At 52.0% G+C, this 19,065-nt stretch carries 18 protein-coding genes, 1 tRNA gene and 1 other RNA gene; 12 read left to right on the top strand and 8 right to left on the bottom strand.

All coding sequences use genetic code 11. The features are described from left to right. Positions 1-43 precede the first annotated feature (43 nt). Positions 44-1,417 (bottom strand): cation:proton antiporter, encoded by a 1,374-nt coding sequence (locus tag PMIT1303_RS11705; protein ID WP_063398828.1) that lies wholly within the window; start codon positions 1,415-1,417, stop codon positions 44-46. Next, complete coding sequence (locus PMIT1303_RS11700) at positions 1,362-1,655, bottom strand: hypothetical protein (protein ID WP_063398827.1); 294 nt, start codon at positions 1,653-1,655, stop codon at positions 1,362-1,364. The genes PMIT1303_RS11705 and PMIT1303_RS11700 overlap by 56 nt, the downstream gene beginning before the upstream one ends. Before the next feature lie 120 nt (positions 1,656-1,775). Between PMIT1303_RS11700 and PMIT1303_RS11695 the strand changes: the two genes are divergently transcribed. Beyond that, positions 1,776-4,301, top strand: coding sequence for a glycogen/starch/alpha-glucan phosphorylase (locus tag PMIT1303_RS11695; RefSeq protein ID WP_063398826.1), 2,526 nt, complete (start codon positions 1,776-1,778; stop codon positions 4,299-4,301). A 27-nt stretch (positions 4,302-4,328) separates the two neighbouring features. Here PMIT1303_RS11695 and PMIT1303_RS11690 read toward each other — a convergent pair whose 3' ends face one another. The 3 genes from PMIT1303_RS11690 to PMIT1303_RS11680 form a co-directional block, all read right to left on the bottom strand. Then, on the bottom strand, positions 4,329-4,787 hold the full coding sequence (locus PMIT1303_RS11690; protein WP_063398825.1) for a hypothetical protein: 459 nt from the start codon (positions 4,785-4,787) through the stop codon (positions 4,329-4,331). A 37-nt stretch (positions 4,788-4,824) separates the two neighbouring features. Beyond that, positions 4,825-5,154, bottom strand: a complete 330-nt coding sequence (locus PMIT1303_RS11685) for a hypothetical protein (protein WP_011827172.1) — start codon at positions 5,152-5,154, stop codon at positions 4,825-4,827. A 94-nt stretch (positions 5,155-5,248) separates the two neighbouring features. Continuing rightward, positions 5,249-5,322, bottom strand: a tRNA-Arg gene (locus tag PMIT1303_RS11680). A gap of 38 nt (positions 5,323-5,360) precedes the next feature. Between PMIT1303_RS11680 and rnpB the strand changes: the two genes are divergently transcribed. Both rnpB and rnc read left to right on the top strand, forming a co-directional pair. Next, an RNA gene (gene rnpB / locus PMIT1303_RS11675) (RNase P RNA component class A) lies at positions 5,361-5,762 on the top strand. 59 nt (positions 5,763-5,821) lie between these two features. Continuing rightward, complete coding sequence (gene rnc, locus PMIT1303_RS11670; RefSeq protein WP_063398989.1) at positions 5,822-6,610, top strand: ribonuclease III; 789 nt, start codon at positions 5,822-5,824, stop codon at positions 6,608-6,610. A gap of 100 nt (positions 6,611-6,710) precedes the next feature. On the opposite strand, the gene PMIT1303_RS11665 is transcribed toward rnc, so the two are convergent. Beyond that, a complete protein-coding gene (locus tag PMIT1303_RS11665) occupies positions 6,711-6,896 on the bottom strand; it encodes an NAD(P)H dehydrogenase subunit NdhS (RefSeq protein WP_063396984.1) in 186 nt (61 codons plus the stop codon). A 41-nt stretch (positions 6,897-6,937) separates the two neighbouring features. Here PMIT1303_RS11665 and rimM point away from each other — a divergent pair, with 41 nt between their 5' ends. Then, complete coding sequence (rimM, locus tag PMIT1303_RS11660) at positions 6,938-7,483, top strand: ribosome maturation factor RimM (RefSeq protein ID WP_063398824.1); 546 nt, start codon at positions 6,938-6,940, stop codon at positions 7,481-7,483. A gap of 56 nt (positions 7,484-7,539) precedes the next feature. Then, complete coding sequence (locus PMIT1303_RS11655; protein ID WP_063398988.1) at positions 7,540-8,994, top strand: mannose-1-phosphate guanylyltransferase/mannose-6-phosphate isomerase; 1,455 nt, start codon at positions 7,540-7,542, stop codon at positions 8,992-8,994. Between the two features lies 1 nt (position 8,995). Here the strand turns inward: PMIT1303_RS11655 and glmS are convergent, their stop codons facing one another. Together glmS and psaC are read right to left on the bottom strand one after the other, a co-directional pair. Continuing rightward, a complete protein-coding gene (gene glmS, locus PMIT1303_RS11650; protein ID WP_063398823.1) occupies positions 8,996-10,900 on the bottom strand; it encodes a glutamine--fructose-6-phosphate transaminase (isomerizing) in 1,905 nt (634 codons plus the stop codon). Between the two features lie 85 nt (positions 10,901-10,985). Beyond that, entirely contained in the window at positions 10,986-11,231 is a 246-nt protein-coding gene (gene psaC, locus PMIT1303_RS11645; protein WP_011827179.1) for a photosystem I iron-sulfur center protein PsaC, read from the bottom strand. 138 nt (positions 11,232-11,369) lie between these two features. Here psaC and acpP point away from each other — a divergent pair, with 138 nt between their 5' ends. The 7 genes from acpP (at position 11,370) to PMIT1303_RS13600 (ending at position 19,032) form a co-directional block, all read left to right on the top strand. Next, complete coding sequence (acpP, locus tag PMIT1303_RS11640; RefSeq protein WP_011131320.1) at positions 11,370-11,612, top strand: acyl carrier protein; 243 nt, start codon at positions 11,370-11,372, stop codon at positions 11,610-11,612. 8 nt (positions 11,613-11,620) lie between these two features. Beyond that, a complete protein-coding gene (gene fabF / locus PMIT1303_RS11635; RefSeq protein ID WP_063398822.1) occupies positions 11,621-12,868 on the top strand; it encodes a beta-ketoacyl-ACP synthase II in 1,248 nt (415 codons plus the stop codon). Positions 12,869-12,920: 52 nt separating this feature from the next. Next, the gene (gene tkt, locus PMIT1303_RS11630) at positions 12,921-14,930 is read left to right on the top strand and encodes a transketolase (protein WP_063398821.1); all 2,010 of its coding nucleotides are present in this window, start codon (positions 12,921-12,923) and stop codon (positions 14,928-14,930) included. A gap of 52 nt (positions 14,931-14,982) precedes the next feature. Next, the gene (locus PMIT1303_RS11625; RefSeq protein WP_063398820.1) at positions 14,983-15,405 is read left to right on the top strand and encodes a GtrA family protein; all 423 of its coding nucleotides are present in this window, start codon (positions 14,983-14,985) and stop codon (positions 15,403-15,405) included. Further along, positions 15,390-16,097 carry a glycosyltransferase family 2 protein gene (locus PMIT1303_RS11620; protein ID WP_231901489.1) on the top strand — a complete coding sequence of 236 codons (708 nt, stop codon included), beginning with the start codon at positions 15,390-15,392 and terminating at the stop codon, positions 16,095-16,097. Before PMIT1303_RS11625 ends, PMIT1303_RS11620 begins: the two co-directional genes overlap by 16 nt. A 6-nt stretch (positions 16,098-16,103) precedes the next feature. Next, positions 16,104-17,048, top strand: a complete 945-nt coding sequence (locus PMIT1303_RS11615; protein ID WP_063398818.1) for a UDP-glucuronic acid decarboxylase family protein — start codon at positions 16,104-16,106, stop codon at positions 17,046-17,048. Positions 17,049-17,796: 748 nt separating this feature from the next. Beyond that, positions 17,797-19,032, top strand: a complete 1,236-nt coding sequence (locus PMIT1303_RS13600) for a hypothetical protein (protein WP_231901487.1) — start codon at positions 17,797-17,799, stop codon at positions 19,030-19,032. Positions 19,033-19,065 lie beyond the last annotated feature (33 nt).

The following is a 19,065-nucleotide window of genomic DNA, read 5'->3' as shown; positions in this document are numbered from 1 at the left end:
CAATTCTTTTACTTTTGAGGCCTGTGCAAGCAAAGAAGCTGCACTAAACCAGCCCGACAGGATTGGCGGCAACGTCATCAGGGATGACATTGCCGCCTCCAGGCGGTTTGTCTCGAAGCACCAAGCGAAGCAGCAACGGCGCAAGAAAGGTGGTGCCAATCACCATCAATAGAACTGCTGCTTCTAAAGACGGAGAAAGCAGCCCGGCGCTTGTACCCAGCCCAAGAAAAATCAAACCGACTTCGCCGCGAGGCATCATGCCAAGCCCAACCACCAAGCGATTGGTGGGTTTATCGATCCAGAAAGCCCAACCGGCTGCAATCTTGCCCACAATCGCTACCACCAAAAGGAAGCCAGCTACAACGATTGCAGAGCGACTCGCAGGATCTAAAGGGTTGATCACTGAAAGATCCATGCCAGCGCCAACCAAGACAAAGAAAATCGTGGCGAAGAGAGTCACAATCGGCAAAACTGACTGCTGAATTGCGCGATTGTTCTTCGAGCTGCTCAGGATCAATCCAGCAGCGAATGCTCCCAAAGCGGCCTCCAAACCAATCGCTGTAGCTACAAAGCAACAGAACACCAAGATCACAAACGATGCAACTACTACTGCTCCAGGCGCCTTAAGCCGATCGATCACCCAATCAAACGCCGGCGCCGCAGTACGACTAAGCGCGATTGCTAAGACCACAAACACTGTCGCTGCTGCAACAAGTTTCACAATCGGAGCAATCTCGAGGCTCCCGCCTGTGGCCAAGGCAACAACAACGGCCAAGATCACAATGCCAAGGATGTCATCAAGCACAGCCGCACCAATCACGATCTGGCCCTCGCGCGTTTTGAGATAACCGAGTTCGCCAAACACACTGGCAGTGATACCGATGCTGGTAGCAGTCATCGAAGCACCAGCAAAAATCGCCGGGATCAATTCCACCTGAAACAGAGCCATCAAACCAAAGGTGCCTAGAGCAAAAGGCAGCACCACGCCAGCCATGGCAACTGTGAAGGCCTGGACTCCTACGGCAACCAACTCTTCCAACTCACTTTCCAATCCAGTGAGGAAAAGCAGGGCATACAAACCGAGCGTGGCAACCGCTTGCAGAGAGGGGAAAGTTTCGTAATAGAGGTCTGGGACTGCCTCAGGAGGGATCGAGGCCAAGGCGCTGATCAGGCTGACCAAACCTTCGTTCAACTGAACATGCGCACTCGGCGGAACCAACAAATGCAAACCTGAGGCACCGATCAGAACCCCTGCCAGCAGTTCGCCGACGATCGTCGGTAGATGCAAACGCACCAAAAGCTCAGCAAGAGTGCGTGCTGCCACAAAAATCAGCAGGAAATTCAGCACACCGATCAATGTTTCAGCCACCTCCACGTCGTGGCTGCTCAGCACGGACAACACCGAATGCAAAACCATGGAGACGGATTTCAGTCTTTGTGAGCGAGATTAAAGGAAAGGCGAATCCTGCTTTGGTGTTCTCAGAACGAAGCTTGATTGGAACCTGCAAGTGTTGATGTGCGGTTGCTAAGGCAAACAAGCCGCATATCGCAGCTAACTTCCAGAGATTCCCCAGCGGGGCTCGATGGCCTAAACCCTTCGCCTCAAGAGAATGAGCATCCTCAACGCACGTAACGAGGATGCACAAATCAATCACCTTGACACCTTTTGAGCTGCCGATCGGCCACTGACTCCTGCTACGCCTGATTACTCGTTCCCTTAATACCCCTTACAAGGAGAGCCTCCAGCCCTCCCACATTATTTTCTCTCCGCCGTCATGAGCAGCTCCCACCCCCTAGATCTACGCCTACCCACTCCGGGGTGCTTCGCCGACCCTGAACGAGCCGGGCTAGATGCCGATGCTGTATTCGACGGGATGACAGAACATCTGTTCTTTACCCTCGGAAAACTTGCTCCCACAGCAAGTAACCATGACCTCTACATGGCCCTGAGTTATGCCGTGCGGGATCGGCTGATGACTCGCTACCTGGCAAGTCTTGAGGCGATTCGAGCCCGACCCCACAAGACGGTGGCCTATTTATCTGCTGAATTCCTCATCGGTCCGCAGCTCAACAGCAACCTGCTCAACCTTGGCATCTCGAAAGACATCGCAGAGCAAGCTTTACGCCGCTTCCGGATCGAATCACTCGATCAGATCCTTGAGGTCGAAGAAGAGCCCGGTCTCGGCAATGGAGGTCTAGGCCGTCTTGCCGCCTGCTACATGGAATCACTGGCCAGCCTGCAGGTGCCAGCTATCGGCTATGGAATCCGCTACGAATTCGGCATCTTCAACCAGTTGATCCGAGATGGCTGGCAGGTAGAGGTCACAGACAAATGGCTCAAGGGTGGTTGGCCCTGGGAACTCCCCCAACCCGAGGAGGCCTGCTTCGTTGGCTTTGGTGGTCGCACCGAGAGCTACACCGACGGAAAGGGCAACTACCGCTCACGCTGGATCCCCTCCGAGCATGCCATCGGCATTCCCCACGATGTGCCGGTCCTTGGCTATCGGGTCAACACCTGTAACCGCCTACGCCTCTGGCGAGCAGACGCGACTGAAAGCTTCGATTTCTACGCCTTCAACATCGGTGACTATTACGGCGCTGTGGAAGAAAAGGTTGGTTCAGAAACCCTTTCCAAGGTGCTCTATCCCAATGACGGCACCGATGAAGGCCGCCGCCTGCGCCTCAAGCAGCAACACTTCTTTGTGAGCTGCTCCCTCCAAGACATGCTGCGCAGTCTTGGTAACCGAGGCATTCCCATTGAAGAGTTCCCTAATCACTGGACCGTTCAGCTCAACGACACCCACCCGGCGATTGCGGTAGCAGAGCTGATGCGACTGCTCATTGATCAGCACTATCTGGATTGGGATACCGCCTGGGACATCACGACCCGCTCAGTCGCATACACCAACCACACGTTGTTGCCAGAAGCTCTAGAGAAGTGGGATCTCACTCGCTTTGGCAGCCTGCTGCCCCGCCACCTTGAGCTGATCTATGAGATCAACCGCCGCTTCCTACAACAGGTGCGCCTGCGTTACCCAGGCAATGATGCGATCCAGCGAAAATTGTCGATCATCGATGAGGATGGTGGCAAGGCCGTGCGCATGGCGAACTTGGCCACCATTGCAGCCCATCATGTGAACGGTGTTGCGGCTTTGCACTCTGATCTGTTGAAGCGACAGCTGATGCCTGAATTCGCTGAGATCTGGCCGGAAAAATTCACCAATGTCACGAATGGCGTCACGCCGCGGCGCTGGGTAGCCCTTGCCAACCCAGCCCTCTCACGACTACTCGATGAACACGTTGGTCCTGAATGGATCACCAACATGGAGTTACTCACCAAGCTGGAGGAGCGGCAACATGACACCGCCTTCCTAGAGCAATGGGGAGCAACCAAACTTTCGGTGAAGCGCAAACTTGCCGGTTACATCCATCGACAAAGCGGTGTTCTGGTGGATCCTTCGAGCCTCTTCGATGTGCAGGTCAAACGAATCCATGAATACAAACGCCAACACCTCAATGCCCTGCAGGTGATCACCCACTACCTGCGCATCAAGAACGGCCAGGCCAAGGGAATGGCTCCGCGCACCGTGATCTTTGGAGGCAAGGCAGCACCTGGCTACTACATGGCCAAACTGATCATCCGCTTCATCAATGGCATTGCCGAAACAATCAACGCTGATCCCGATATGGAGGGCCGCCTTCGGGTCGTTTTCCTACCTGACTACAACGTAAAACTCGCTGAGCAGATTTATCCCGCCTCAGACCTCTCCGAACAGGTCTCAACAGCAGGCAAGGAAGCTTCAGGCACCGGCAACATGAAGTTCGCGATGAACGGAGCTCTCACCATCGGCACCCTTGATGGTGCCAACGTTGAAATCCGTGAGCGAGTCGGCCCTGAGAACTTCTTCCTGTTTGGCAAAACCGAGAAGGAAATCATGGAGCTCCAAACTAAAGGCTATCGGCCCAGGCAAATTGTTGAAACCTTGCCCGAGCTAGCGGAAGCCTTAAGGCTGATCGGCCTTGGCCATTTCAGCAATGGCGATGGCGAACTGTTCCGCCCCCTGCTCGACAACCTCACTGGCTTCGATCCATTCTTCGTATTAGCCGATTTCGCCGATTATCTGCGCGCCCAGGACGAGGTCAACCTAGCCTGGACCAACCGGAAACAATGGAACCGGATGTCACTGTTAAACACTGCAAGGACTGGCTTCTTCTCCTCAGACCGCTCAATCCAAGACTACTGTCAGACAATCTGGAAAGCTGAGCCCTTCCCCGTAGAAATTACCTGCGATGTGCCCTGAAGAATCAATAAACGATGGGTAGGAAAACTAACTGCGATCAGGCAAATCAGGGGTCTGATGCAGAAGACGGTTGAGGCGAAGCCGATCTGCATTGAGAGGATCTGGAGCTAGTTCACCTGCAAGCTCTCGGAATTTCTGCTCAACAGCTTCTGGCACCTTCACATCAAAGATGCGTTCCATCAGGGCTTCGATGGAGAACAGGTGCGCATTGATGTTCTCCAAATCAGCGATCGATTGCTGGATTTCATCAGCTGGCTCTTCTCCCCCACCAACAGGAGTGGCCTGAGTATTAGCAGCCTCATTGGCTTGGGAACCATATTGCTTCTGCAGATCTTCAAGAACACGACCAGAAAGTGTTCGAAAAGACTGCAACGCAGCCCAATTGAGCTCCTGCTGATGACGCAAGGTAGGGCACTCACGAATCAGCCGATCATGCTCCCGGTAAAACCTTTGACAGTCAGGGCATTGACAGGGCTCTTCAGGCACCGCACTCCGTCTAGCTCACATCCCATCATGCCATCTACTAAGCCGCAAGAGGAGGCTCGCTTGAAAAACTGCCCTCACCCGAATCTGTATCACCTGGAGCCGGCAAGGGAATCTCAATGGTGGACACCACCTGGATCACATCGCGCAGTCGCATCGAATCAGCAAACCAACCCATCGCCTGCTCAGTATCACCTCGGCGTTCAGCATCACTGGCCTGATCTTCATGAGCCTCAGCCAATAAAGCCAACCAACAGAGGCAGCGAGCCTGAACCACAGAGAGGTCCAGGTCCATGGGCTGTGAATTTGCAATGCTCTCGCTTTCCTGCTGCACAAGTAGCCGTAGCCGCAGATCGTGAAGCTGGGTCATGACGCCTGATCCACCGAATCAACACTAGCGAGAGCGTGGCATTTGCCTAGCCCACCAGATGTAGTACCGGCTACCGCGAACAGTTGGCAAAAAACGGGGCTGGCGGGACTCGAACCCACGACCTACGGTTTAGGAAACCGTCGCTCTATCCGGCTGAGCTACAGCCCCATCACAGGGAATTATGCCCTCAATGCATGATGGAAGCTGAAAGCAGGTGAGGTGTTCGCGATCAAGTCGTCATTGCCCTTGGCAAGACGAGCTTGGTTGAGGAAAGTCCGGGCTCCCCGATGGCCAGACTTGCTGGGTAATGCCCAGTGCGGGTGACCGTGAGGAGAGTGCCACAGAAAAACACCGCCGATGGCCTCATGGGGTTCTACTCCGGGCACAGGCAAGGGTGCAAAGGTGCGGTAAGAGCGCACCAGCAGCATCGAGAGGTGCTGGCTCGGTAAACCCCGGTTGGGAGCAAGGCCAAGGGGCGATGGCTGGCCATCTGCCACGTTCCACATCAATGCGCCGCTTGAGGCCGTCGGTAACGGCGGTCCTAGATAGATGAGCACCCACTGCTCTTGAGCAGTGAACAGAACCCGGCTTACGACCTGCTTTCACCCTCTTCCCTAACGCTGTTGATCAATCTGCAGAGAAGGCCAGACAATCCATCCTTAGCGTGATGACTCATCGATCGAAGACGAAAACATCCCGAACAACCCCAAAAAACCTCTCTAACGAGCGGGTCCAGCAACTGCAAAACCTGCTGAAGAAACTCGCGCTGGTGGATCCTGCACGATCAAAAAGCTGCCCTGGAACTGAACCGAGAGGTCTAGCCATTCTCGATGAAGCACTGACGCACACCTCCGCTCAAGAAATCATCAACCACGAGCGCCTGGAATTCCTTGGCGACGCAGTTCTGCGGCTAGCCGCCTCGGAATATATCGATCGCCACTTCCCGCGCATGGATGTAGGCGAGCGCTCGGCATTAAGAGCTCACCTTGTGAGTGATCGCTGGCTAGCCGAAGTCGGTCAACGTATCGGCATCGAAGCAGTATTCATCATCGGACCCATGGCTGCAGGGGATGCCTCTGCTAAACCCACCCTGCAGGCTGAAGCAACCGAAGCGTTGATTGGAGCGCTCTATGAGTGCTGGCAAAGCCTTGAGCCAATCCACCACTGGCTCACACCCCACTGGCACGAGGCAAGCAGTGCGGTTCTAGCCGATCCTCATCGACTCAATAGCAAATCCGCGCTGCAGGAATGGAGCCAGGCAAGGGGGCTCGGGCTACCCCGCTACGAATGTGCAGAACGAAGCAAGCAACATGGCGATCCTCAACGTTATGTTTGCCAAGTGCATCTCGATGATCGGCCAATTGGAGAGGGTTGGGGAGGCTCCCGCCGCAATGCCGAACAACAGGCAGCCCGCCACTCACTTGAGGCACTCACCCAATCAGCTACCGACAACTAAAGCCGCACTGAACAGAAAACCATGCTCCTGAAAGATGGAGATCAATCTCCTTGCTGACTAGAGAAAGTCACTGGCAGCAGTGAAGGGGCTGCCAAAAACCTCAAGACAGCAAAAGATGTTTCAGCGGAATCGTGACCAACTTGTCCCAGTTCCCCCCCTCAAACAACACCGCAGCTCGATCTCCACTGATACGTTGAACACATCCGCTATAGCCGTTGTAGATCGAGCGAATCTCGTTCACAACCACATTGGAACCAGGCAAGATCGGTGCTTCTACAGAGGCCATGAGATCAGCTTTTGGCAGTCTTAGCGCCATTATCAGCAGACATGCTTTCTCCGCCCATGAACGGCGACGAAGACTGGCTCACCGTGGGGAAACTGGTGGCCGCCCAAGGAATGCAAGGTGAACTACGCATCAACCCCAGCAGTGACTTCCCTGAACGCTTCACTCTTCCTGGCCAACGCTGGCTCAAAGAACGCAATGGTGAGCCACGACCTATTGAATTGCTGACTGGACGTCAACTACCTGGCAGGTCGCTGTATGTCGTGAAATTTGCTGGGGTGAACAATCGCAATGCGGCCGAAGCGCTTGTAGGCCAAAACCTACTGGTGCCTTCAAGTGATCGTCCTAGCCTGGCCGAAGGCGAGTTTCACCTGCTTGATTTGGTCGGCCTCGAAGCCCGTTTGCAAGCGGAAGGCCCTGCAATCGGTCATGTCATCGACCTCACCACCGCCGGGAACGACCTCCTCGAGATCGAATTACTAACAGGACCGCGGGTTCTGGTTCCATTCGTAGAAGCCATCGTTCCAGAAGTGCAACTCAATCAAGGCTGGCTCCGACTCACACCACCTCCTGGACTGCTAGAGCTCTAAGCCATCGACAGAAGCAAGATATCTAAGCGATTCTGGGAACATTGAAGGAAGACACTGTGGCCGCCACCCCCCTCATTCCGGTAATCCTGTGTGGCGGAACAGGCACCCGCCTTTGGCCGCTGTCGCGCGCGAGCTACCCCAAGCAGTACTGGGCCCTCGATGGCTGCGGCCATAAAACTCTGCTCCAACAAACTCAGCAGCGCTTAAAAGGCATAGAGGGACTCGCAGCGCCTCTTTTGATCTGCAACGAAGACCATCGATTCATCGTGGCCGAGCAAATGCGCCAGATCGATGTGGAACCCACAGCAATACTGCTCGAGCCCATAGGACGCAACACAGCTCCCGCCGTAACGGTGGCTGCTCTACAGGCCACAGAACGAGGAGAAGATCCGCTCCTATTGGTGCTTGCTGCAGACCATGTCATTCGTGATGCCAACGAATTCCGTCGTGTCATCGAGGCCGGTCGCATCCCTGCAGAAGCCGGGCGACTTGTAACCTTCGGCATCGTGCCCACCGCCCCTGAAACAGGTTACGGATATATCGAAGCAGCAGAATCATTCGGCAACGGTGAACCCAAAGCCGTACCCATTGCAAGGTTTGTGGAAAAACCTGATCGCATCGCCGCTGAGCAGTTTCTCGCCAGTGGCCGCTTCACCTGGAACAGTGGCATGTTTCTATTCAAAGCCAGTGCAATGCTCAGCGAGCTAGAGCGGCTATCTCCTGAGGTAGTGAGCTGCTGCCGTGCTGCCCTAGAGGAGGATCTCCCCGACCTCGACTTCCTTCGGCTTGAACGTGAGGCATTCGCAAAATGTCCCAATGTTGCTATCGATGTGGCAGTTATGGAGCAAACCGCGCTTGGCACTGTGCTGCCTCTCGATGCCGGCTGGAATGACGTAGGTAGCTGGAGCGCCCTTTGGGAAAACGCTGATCGAGACGACAACGGCAATGTTTTGCGAGGCCGTGTAATCGCAGAAGAAAGTCGAAATTGCTATCTACGCAGTGAACATCGCCTAGTAGTTGGCCTAGGAGTAGAGAACCTAATCGTAGTAGAGACCGACGATGCTGTACTGATTGCCGAGCGCAGCAAAGCTCAAGACGTAAAAACGATTGTCAAGCAACTAGAAGCAGACGGAAGCCCAGAAGGCAAGGCTCACCGCAAGATCTATCGCCCTTGGGGGCATTACACCTCTGTAGTGGAAGACAGCCGTTGGCAGGTCAAACGAATAGAGGTAAAGCCAGGTGCAAGCCTATCGCTGCAAATGCACCATCACCGTGCTGAGCATTGGATCGTAGTCAAAGGAACCGCCTTAGTCGAAAGAGATGGAGAGCAGCATTTGGTAGGCGAGAACCAAAGCACCTACATACCTTTGGGCTGCAAACACCGACTCACCAATCCAGGCCGAATGCCTATGGAATTAATTGAGGTGCAAAGTGGTCCATACCTCGGCGAAGACGACATTGTCCGCTTTGAAGACCGTTACGGACGTAGTGAAAAAATGATCATCAATTGAACTATTCCACTGTGACGCTTTTGGCTAGGTTGCGGGGCTGATCCACATCAAGGCCCCTATGGGCAGCAATGTGATAGCTCAACAGCTGTATCGGAACCACAGTTAGCAAAGGACTAATCCACTCGCTCACCTCAGGTACAGGAAGCAAAGCATCAAATAGAGCAGTATCAGGACCCTCGGGCGCAACTCCGATCAACTTGGCATCACGTGCTTTCGCCTCCTGTGCATTGCTGAGCACCTTCTCAAAAACCACCCCCGGCATTGCAATCGAAACGACCGGCACGTGTGCATCTAGCAGAGCAATCGGCCCATGCTTCATTTCCCCAGCCGGATATCCCTCAGCATGGATATAGCTGATCTCCTTAAGCTTGAGAGCTCCCTCAAGGGCAATCGGATAGTTGATACCACGCCCCAAAAAGATCACATCTTGGGTATCTGCAAAGCGATGGGCCAAAACTTCAGAGCGCTGATCATGGAGCTCCACCAACGAGCTCAACTGATTTGGAACAGCCCTTAGTTCTTCTTTTAATTTGATGAGCTCCGCAGATGAACGGCTGCCACGACGTTCCGCAAATGCCAAAGCGAGCGCATAAAAAGCCAACAACTGCCCCAAAAAGGTTTTAGTAGCTGCAACACCCACTTCAATCCCCGCGCCGATATCAAGAATGTGTGAAACCTGACGAGCTAGAGAGCTCTCTGGGCGATTCGTCACCCCTAACTGACGAGGCGCAAATGCAGGCTCCCCATGAGCCTGCCTACGCTGAGCATCCATCGCCAATGCCGCGAGAGTATCAGCGGTCTCACCAGACTGGGTCACCCCAATAGTGAGTGTGTGGGGTGCTAGTGGAGGCGGTGCATAGCGAAACTCACTTGCGTAAAAGACAGCAGTCGAAATCCCCGCGAACTGCTCCAACAAATAGGCCCCTACAAGTGCCGCATGACGACTCGTGCCACAGGCCAAAATCTGAATACGCTCTAGATCGGCATAAAAGGAATGATCGAAGGGCAAAGCCACAGGATCATCAGACGCAAGATCTGGAGGCAAATGACGTGCTACCCACAGCTCCGCAGTCTCAGGCTGCTCGTGGATTTCCTTCAGCATGAAATGACGGAAGTGACGTTTATCGGCCACTTGATCACCGCCACTGAGCAGTGAAGGGCTTCGCTGCTGCCGTTCGCCTTGTGCGTCATAAAGCTCAATCCCCAAAGGCGTGAGCAAGGCCACCTCTCCATCTTCCATAGGAAGAATCGTGCGCGTGAAGCCTGCCAAAGCTGGCGTATCACTTGCACAGAGGAATTCACCTTCGCCAAGACCAATCAACAGTGGTGCCTGCTTGCGTGCGACGACAAGAGCACCTGGTACTTCGCCCCAAACCACTGCAAGGGCATAGGCACCCTTCAACTGAGGCAACACCCGTTGCACAGCCTCTAACAACATCCTTCCATTCACGACTCGGCCCTGAACCTGCAGAGCACGAAGTTCAAGCGAGATGAGATGAGGAATGACTTCCGTATCTGTCTCTGAAACAAACCTCACCCCTTCGGCCTCAAGTGCCTCGCGGAGAGAACGGTGATTCTCGATAATGCCGTTCTGCACTACCGCCACAAGACCAGAGCCATCCCTATGGGGATGAGCATTGCGCTCTTCAGGTTTGCCATGGGTGGCCCAACGGGTGTGGCCGATGCCGCAATGCCCTGGCGCACCCTTCTCTTCCACACATGCTGTGAGGTTTACCAGCTTTCCTTGAGCCCGCTGGCAGGTGAGCCGACTGGAACCATCCTCAGCTAACAGCTCAACAGTGGCAAGACCAGCAGAGTCGTAACCGCGGTATTCGAGCTGCCTAAGCCCTTCTAACAGCAACGGGGCCGCCTCACGGGAGCCAATAACCGCAACGATTCCGCACATAAAAAAAGCCCGGCGCCTGCCGGGCTGAGCTTATGGGGTAGATGCGCAAAACAGGGCCAACTGAGAATGAGAGGTTGAACTCAGATCAGTAAGCCAGGCCCATACTGCGCGTGGTCTCGTCGCCTAAATAAACCCGAATGCTGAGGAAATCAGTGGGGCAGGCGGTTTCGCATCGCTTGCATCCCACACAATCTTCAGTGCGAGGAGATGCAGCGATCTGGCCGGATTTATGGCCATCCCAGGGAACCATCTCGAGAACATCGAGAGGGCATGCACGAACGCATTGGGTGCAACCAATGCATGTGTCGTAAATCTTGACAGCGTGAGACATGAGCCTGGTCCGGAACAAAAGGCTTGAAGTAACGGTAACTGGCAAGACTCCTAGTGAGACAAGTTCGACGTGTTGCCGTCACCGTTGTTAACCCCACTACCGCCAGCTCGTAGGATGCGTCGTCCCGTCTTCACGGCTATGTCCCAGGAAGCGATCCTTGAGAAAGTCCGTTCAATCGTTACGGAGCAACTGAGTGTTGAGGCCGGCGAAGTGAAGCCAGAATCGAGTTTTCAGAACGACCTTGGTGCCGACTCCCTCGACACCGTGGAACTCGTGATGGCCCTCGAAGAGGCCTTTGACATCGAGATCCCCGACGAGGCGGCTGAGGGCATCACGACCGTCGGTGATGCCGTCAAGTACATCGAAGACAAGCAAGCCTGAGGATCGGCATGATGGAGGATCTCCATCGGGTTGTGATCACCGGTCTCGGAGCGGTCACACCGATTGGCAACACGGTCGCGGACTATTTAGAAGGGTTGAAGACAGCCAACAATGGCGTAGGCGCCATCAGCCTGTTTGACGCGTCAGCCCATGCATGTCGCTTTGCCGCAGAGGTCAAAGACTTTGACCCAACCGGTTTCCTCGAAGCGAAGGAATCAAAAAGATGGGATCGATTCAGCAAATTCGGTGTAGTAGCCGCCAAGCAGGCAGTTGCTGATGCCGGTCTAAGCATCGAAGAGGAAAATTCCTCCCGCATCGGGGTGATTATTGGTTCAGGTGTCGGTGGTCTGCTCACCATGGAGACCCAAGCCCACGTTTTGAATGAGAAAGGTCCCGGTCGGGTCAGCCCATTCACAGTGCCGATGATGATCCCCAACATGGCTTCCGGGCTTGCCGCCATTGCGTTGGGGGCCAAAGGACCCAGCTCAGCAGTAGCCACAGCCTGTGCAGCTGGGTCCAATGCCATCGGCGATGCTTTCCGGCTGCTCCAACTCGGCAAAGCTGATGTAATGGTGTGTGGTGGTGCAGAAGCAAGCATCACGCCACTAGGTGTGGCTGGCTTCGCCAGTGCCAAGGCCCTCTCCTTCCGCAATGATGACCCCGCCACGGCTAGCCGTCCGTTCGATGCAGAACGAGATGGATTCGTCATCGGAGAAGGATCTGGCGTCCTGGTCCTTGAAACCCTTGAGCACGCCAAAAATCGCGATGCCACGATCCATGCTGAGATTGTGGGCTATGGCATGACCTGCGATGCCCACCACATCACCTCACCAACCCCTGGCGGCGTTGGTGGTGCAGAAGCAATCCGCCTGGCCCTAAAAGACGGAGAGCTGGAGCCCACCAGCGTGGATTACATCAATGCCCATGGCACCAGTACTCCTGCCAATGACAGCAACGAAACAGCAGCCATCAAAAATGCTCTCGGCGAGAGGGCTTATCAGATTCCTGTGAGCTCCACCAAATCCATGACGGGTCACCTTCTTGGTGGATCTGGCGGCATTGAAGCTGTGGCGTGCGTGCTTGCCCTTCAGCACGGCATGGTGCCTCCCACCATTAATTACCTCAACCCAGATCCACAGTGTGATCTGGACTATGTCCCCAACATGGCCAGAGAACACAGATTAAGCGTGGTGCTCTCCAATTCCTTCGGCTTCGGCGGCCACAACGTCTGCCTCGCCTTCCGCCAAATGGCCTAAGCGGCTCTGCCGCCTCCATCCTTCAGACTCCCTGCTATCCCATTTCAACACCATGGTCGCTGCGACTGCTTCCCTAGACACGCTCTGCATCAACAGCATTCGCATGCTGGCCGTCGATGCGGTCAACAAGGCCAACAGCGGCCACCCTGGTCTTCCCATGGGCTGTGCCCCCATGGGCTACACCCTCTGGGACCAATTTCTGCATCACAACCCCAAAAATCCTCAGTGGTTCAACCGCGACCGCTTTGTCCTCTCAGCCGGTCACGGCTGCATGTTGGTTTACTCGCTGTTGCATCTCACCGGGTATGACTCGGTGAGTATCGAGGACATCAAGCAGTTCCGCCAATGGGGCTCCCGCACTCCTGGACATCCCGAAACATTTGAAACCCCTGGAGTCGAAGTCACAGCAGGCCCCCTTGGTGCTGGGATCTCTAATGCCGTTGGCCTTGCGATCGCTGAAGCTCACCTTGCGGCCAAATTCAATAAACCCGAAGCAAAGATCGTTGATCACTACACCTACGTGGTGATGGGCGATGGCTGCAACCAAGAAGGTATTTCCTCGGAGGCCTGCTCCCTTGCCGGCCACCTCAAGCTAGGAAAACTGATCGCCCTCTACGACGACAACCACATCACGATCGACGGCCGCACAGACGTTTCCTTCACCGAAGACGTTCTCAAGCGCTACGAGGCCTATGGCTGGCATGTACAACATGTCGCCAATGGCGACACCGACGTGAATGCCATCGCCAAGGCGATCGCTGCCGCCAAGGCCGTGACCGATAAGCCATCGATTATCAAGGTGACCACCACCATTGGTTACGGCTCCCCTAACAAAAGTGACACTGCCGGCGTGCATGGGGCGCCCCTTGGCGAAGAAGAAGCCACTCTCACGCGCCAACAACTGGGATGGAACTATGGCCCTTTTGAAATTCCCCAAGAGGCTTATGACCAATACCGCAAGGCCATCGATCAAGGCTCTCGCCTTGAATCTGAGTGGAATCAAGCACTCGCCAACTACAGAAGTCAATACCCAAATGAAGCAGCTGAATTCGAGCGGATGTTGCGCGGTGAGCTTCCCAAGGGGTGGGACAAAAATCTACCGACCTATACCCCTGAAGACAGCGGCCTCGCAACGCGTAAGCACTCCCAGATCTGCCTCGGCGCGCTGGGGCCAAATCTGCCCGAACTGATTGGCGGTTCTGCCGACCTCACTCACTCCAATTACACCGATATCAAAGGTGAAGCCGGCTCCTTCCAACCGGAAACACCCGAAAAGCGTTATCTACATTTCGGTGTGCGCGAGCACGCCATGGCCGCAATCCTCAATGGCATCGCGTACCACAACAGTGGCCTCATCCCCTACGGCGGAACCTTCCTGGTTTTTGCTGACTACATGCGCGGCTCAATGCGCCTTTCAGCCTTAAGTGAGCTTGGCGTGATCTACGTACTCACCCATGACTCAATCGGTGTGGGAGAAGACGGCCCTACCCACCAACCGGTCGAAACCATTCCCTCCCTGCGCGCCATGCCAAACATGCTGGTGTTCCGTCCCGGAGATGGTAATGAGACCAGCGGAGCGTATAAATTAGCCATCCAGAATCGCAAACGCCCCAGCTCTCTTTGCCTGAGCCGTCAGGGCATGGCCAACCAAGCCAATTCATCCATCGAAAATGTCGCTCTCGGCGGCTACGTCCTGGAAGATTGCGAAGGAACAGCTGATCTGATCCTGATCGGTACAGGCACAGAGCTTGACCTTTGCGTGCAAGCCGCCAAACAACTCAGTGCTGAAGGCCACAAGATTCGCGTGGTCTCGATGCCTTGCGTCGAACTTTTCGAAGAACAGAGCAGCGCATACAAACAAGAGGTGCTGCCAAACGCTGTACGCAAGCGCATCGTGGTGGAAGCCGCCGAATCATTTGGCTGGCACAAGTACATCGGCCTTGATGGCGACAGTGTGACCATGAACAGCTTTGGCGCTTCTGCACCAGGTGGCACATGCATGGAGAAGTTTGGCTTCACCGTAGAAAATGTAGTAAAGAAAGCAAAAGGGTTGCTAACATAAAATAATGGGCCGTGTATTTAACCCTGGTCTTTAGATAAAGATGCAAAAACAAATGCCCCTTCCACTTCTCCATAGAAGTGTCAATGGGGCATTAAAAATTGATTCAAGGAGAGGAAGAAAAAGAAGATTTGGGATTACTGGAGCTGCAAATGTAATCCTGACGAATGCTGTTCTTCAAGCCTTATTAGCAAGCAATGTAGTCAATATTGCTGTAGCAACTTTAACCAGCCAGGCCGTCAACACGATCTTCGGCTACACCATTTACGGAAAGCTCGTTTTCAGAGCTCAAGGGTTGAGGCAAAAGAAACCAGTGATTCGGTACACGCTTCTAATGACAGCGATGTGGATACTTAACACGGGTGGTATTGAGCTAGGAGCAACAGCAAACATAAGCAAAAATATCGCTGCTCTCGCAATGGTCCCTGTCCTTGCAATGCTATCGTACGTTGCTCAAAAGAATTGGGTGTTTCGATAATGATGCTGAGCATTATCATCCCGTGTTACAACGAGTCGAAAACAATTATTTCGTTAATAGAGGCCGTCAAAAAATCTCCTGTCAAGAAAAGAGAGATCATTATTGTTGACGACGGGTCAAAAGATGGCACAAGAGATATTTTAGGTGAACTAAACGATCCTGAAGTACGAGTCATCTTTCACGCTCAAAACCAAGGCAAAGGAGCTGCATTACGAACTGGATTCAATGAGGCAAAAGGGGATATTTGCATAGTCCAAGATGCAGACTTGGAATACGATCCCCAAGAATTTCAAATCGTCATACAGCCTATCCTTGATGGAAAAGCGGACGTGGTTTTTGGTAGTAGATTTCAGGGTGGGCGCCCCCATCGAGTTGTCTATTTCTGGCATCGAATCGGAAACGGGCTGCTCACGCTAATGAGCAACTTCTTCACTGACCTAAACCTCTCAGATATGGAGACGTGCTACAAAGCATTTCGGCGTGAAGTTATTCAATCAATCAATATAAAAGAAAACAGATTTGGCTTTGAACCCGAAGTAACAGCGAAAATCTCAAAGATGAATATCAGAATTTACGAAGTCGGGATATCTTATTACGGGAGAACATATGACGAAGGCAAGAAAATTGGCTGGAAAGACGGGATAAGGGCTATATACTGCATCCTTAAATATAATCTCTGGGCAGGAGAATAACGCGCTGTGAGAATCAAACGCAACCTGATTACAGGCGGAGCTGGCTTCCTTGGGTCACATCTAACAGACCGGTTAATGGAAGCCGGAGAAGAAGTCATCTGCCTAGACAACTATTTCACAGGGATAAAAAGCAATGTTGAAAAGTGGATTGGGCATCCATCTTTTGAACTTATCCGACACGATGTTACGGAACCGATTCGTTTAGAAGTTGATCGAATCTGGCATTTAGCATGTCCGGCATCGCCAGTGCACTACCAGTTCAATCCAATCAAAACGGCAAAGACAAGCTTTCTGGGAACCTACAACATGCTGGGGCTAGCAAGGAGGGTTGGAGCCAGACTCCTATTAGCTAGCACAAGCGAAGTGTACGGAGATCCAGAGATTCACCCACAACCCGAAAGCTATAGAGGATGCGTCAATACAATCGGAGTCAGAAGCTGCTACGACGAAGGGAAAAGAATTGCAGAAACACTCTGCTTTGACTACAAACGGATGCATGAAACTGAAATTCGAGTCATGCGTATTTTCAACACCTATGGCCCAAGAATGTTGCCTGATGACGGAAGGGTTGTCAGCAACTTCATTGTCCAGGCCTTACGAGGTGAGCCCCTCACATTGTATGGAGATGGAGAACAAACAAGATCTTTTTGCTATGTCGATGATCTAATCAATGGCATGATTCGACTCATGAACTGTGACCAAACTGGACCGATTAATATTGGCAATCCGACCGAATTCACGATAAGGCAACTCGCAGAACTGGTAAGGGAAAAAATTAATCCTAATTTACAGTTCATAGAAAAACCTCTCCCACAAGATGATCCGATGCAAAGGAAGCCGGTGATCAATCTTGCCAATAGCGTATTAGGATGGCAACCCAAAATAGCTCTTGAAAATGGATTAGATCCAACCATCGAATGGTTCAAATCTGAATTAGAAAAATCCAAATAAAATCTCAGCTATGAACCAAAGAATTGGTGCCGCGAAATCCCTCTTACATTGGCTCATTGTGCCTTTCATAGCAACAAGCATGTTGCTATGGCCAACATATTCAAGTGGTCTTGAGACACTGCAAACAGATCCTGGAGATCCATTACTCAACGCCTACTTTCTTGAGCACGCTTTTCAACACCTTACAAGCTCCAATATCTTCAATCCAGGCCAATTCTGGTCTCCTTCATTTTTTTGGCCCGTCAACAATACCTTGGCCTGGAGTGACCACCTTCTAGGCCAAAGCATAATATACGGAATATTTCGGCCGATCTTCAACCCAATCAATGCTTATATTTGCTGGGTTAGCACAACTCTTATTCTTAATTATATCTCAATACGAAAATCACTAACAAAGATCAGCCCCAAGACTAAAGATATCTGGCTCAGCATCTCCACACTGGTAACAACATTCAGCCCTGCAATAGCAATTCAGCTAGGCCATCCACAGCTACTAAACCTTTTTATTATTGGACCAATACTTTATGAATGCCACAGGTTAATAACAGAGACAACAGAAAGTTTCACATTGAGCAATTGGGCATATCTCTCATGCCTTCTTTTGATCAATGGCTTTTTCAACATCTACACCTTCGTATACGCATGCTATGGCGTAATGATATGCTCTGCAATTCACATTTTCAAGAGAATAATCAATCGTTCAATGCGATTAAGGCTTGGAAACTATATGATTCAAAATGCTGGATGCTTGATCATCGCAGGATTAATCAATCTGTATATTTACTTGCCTTATCTTCAAACATTAAAAACCTTTGGAAGCCGACCGATCGACATCATTATCAATAATTTACCCAAACCAGCTGGATGGCTACTCGGAAATGATTGGCTTCTCTTACCACCTGCATGGACCCACCAAACAGTTAATCCAAACTGGATTTCCGGTCATGAACAAGACATATTCCCTGGCTGGGGTCTACTCATATTGCTGATGGCTGCGGTCTTAACCCTATTCAAAAAGCAAAAAAATGCAGGGATTCAAAACTGGTTGATTGTAATCACCTTAATGATCCTGCTCACGCTGTCATTTAACGGAGAAACTGGTTGGCTAGTCATGATGAAGCTACTACCAGGATCTGGATCTCTCCGAGCATCAAGCCGTGTGGCGATGATGATCATTTTATTTAGTGCTCCTTGCATTGCCATCGCAGCTGAAAACTGGAAACTTAATTTAAGAAAGCTTTGGAATGCAACATGCGAAGTTACGGCATTATCAGCAAGTTTTGTAAGCATTTGGGCTATTCCAGGTGGACAACATCAATTTCCTTATAAGGAGTGGGAAAACGAAGTAACTCTTCTAAGCAACGAACTTAAAGATACTGATTGCGATGTGTTCTGGTACGAATGGAGAAAAAATCAACCACCCTTTAGGGCTCATGTCATTGCAATGCATGCACAATCAAGAACAAATATACCTACAGCGAATGGATACAGTGGTCAATTTCCAAGCGATGATTGGCCTTTTACTAATTCCTCTGGACAAAATGCTTTTAGCTGGTTGTCGGAAGAATTGGCTGGAACGAATCATTCTTCAAAAGAAATGAGTCTTTACCCCAAAAGATGCATTATAAGCATAGACAAAAAGAATGCGGCTTCAATTCAACACTACAAAAAACCAGAGAAGCAAGTTCCTTTAACTATTTTAGACAGGCAAAATGTCAAAATTGGAGAATACCGCAACGCCCTATACATATTAGTGCAAGACAATAAGAACAATTCAAGAACGGCGTGGGTAAGACTTATCAGGGATGGCAGTTCAATCCCCTCGAGAAGGGGAAAATATCAAATAACAGATGCAATAATAGAAGACGGAATGCTATACATAACAGACACGAATCGGGCAGCAAGTGACAAATATGTATGGGAAATAAATATTGAAACCGGAATCTTTGAAGGCCAAGTCCATATTATTCCCGGCAACAGATAATCATTAACCACAAAGTATATCGACAAAAGTAAA

The organism is Prochlorococcus sp. MIT 1303 (assembly GCF_001631965.1).
GTDB lineage: Bacteria > Cyanobacteriota > Cyanobacteriia > PCC-6307 > Cyanobiaceae > Prochlorococcus > Prochlorococcus marinus_D.
The sequence above is the reverse complement of the archived record's forward strand: the minus strand, read 5'-3'. Positions and strand labels throughout refer to the sequence as shown.